General features: G+C 73.9%; 2 protein-coding genes. Both read right to left on the reverse strand.

Going from position 1 to position 1,070, the window contains the following annotated elements:
• Positions 1-43: 43 nt before the first annotated feature.
• Entirely contained in the window at positions 44-679 is a 636-nt protein-coding gene (locus GTW43_RS10505) for a response regulator transcription factor (RefSeq protein WP_161301379.1), read from the reverse strand.
• Positions 676-1,070 (reverse strand): ATP-binding protein (locus tag GTW43_RS10510; protein ID WP_202501291.1); only part of this gene is annotated, 395 nt, incomplete at its 5' end. The genes GTW43_RS10505 and GTW43_RS10510, both read right to left, overlap by 4 nt.

The raw sequence follows: 1,070 nt of genomic DNA on the forward strand, positions 1-1,070 counted from the left end.
GAAGGCGCCGGCAGACGGCAGGCGGCCCGGGCGTGGTGCCGGATCAGCGGCGAATGAGTCCGAGATCGGTGGCGGTGGCCACGGCCGCGGTGCGGGACTCGGTGCCGAGCTTCGCGTAGATGCGGACCAGGTGGGACTTGACGGTGCCCTCGGTGAGGTGGAGCCGCCGTCCGATCGCCTGGTTGGACAGTCCGTCGGCCACCAGCGAGAGGACCTCGGTCTCACGACGGGTCAGACGGGTGGCGGGGGTGCGCAGTCGGTTCATGAGCCGGTCGGCGACGGTGGGTGCGAGGGTGGTGCGGCCCGCGGCGGCGGTGCGGACGGCCGCGGCGAGATCCTCGGGCGGGGCGTCCTTGAGGAGGTAACCGGTCGCGCCCGCCTCGATGGCGGGCAGCGTGTCGGCGTCGGAGTCGTAGGTGGTGACGATCAGCACGCGTGGCGCGCCCGGCCGTGCGGTGATCTGCGCGGTGGCCTCGGCGCCGCCCATGCCCTTGCCGAACTGCAGGTCCATGAGGACGACGTCGATGTCGCCCTGCCCGGCGCGTGTCACCGCCTCCTCCGCGGTGGCGGACTCCGCGACGACGGCCAGACCGGGTTCGGTCTCCAGGACGGCGCGCAGCCCCGCTCGGACCACGGGGTGGTCGTCGGCCAGGAGCAGGCGGATCGGCTTGTCGGTCACCGGTGGTCCTCGGGTTCTGTCTCGGTGGGCTGAGAGAGGGGGAGCCGGGCGGCCAGCGCGGTGCCGTGGCCCGGAGCGGAGTCGACCGTGAGGGTGCCGCCCAGGGTGCGCATGCGCGTCCGCATGGCTGCCAGGCCGAAGCCGCCGGTGGCAGTGCCGGTGCCGGGTGCGGGCAGGTCCTCGGGGTCGAACCCGGTGCCGTTGTCGACGACATCGAGCGCGACCAGGTCGTCCAGATAGCTGAGGGTGACCTCGGCCGTGGTGGCGTGGGCATGCCGGACGGTGTTGGCGAGGGCGGACTGGGCAATGCGCAGCAGGGCGACGTCGTGCGCGGTCGGCAGGTCGGTGGGGTCGCCGGTGACGCGGAAGCGGGCGGTGACCGGGTGCCGGG

It is taken from the genome of Streptomyces sp. SID5785, assembly GCF_009870065.1.
Taxonomy (GTDB): Bacteria; Actinomycetota; Actinomycetes; order Streptomycetales; family Streptomycetaceae; genus Streptomyces.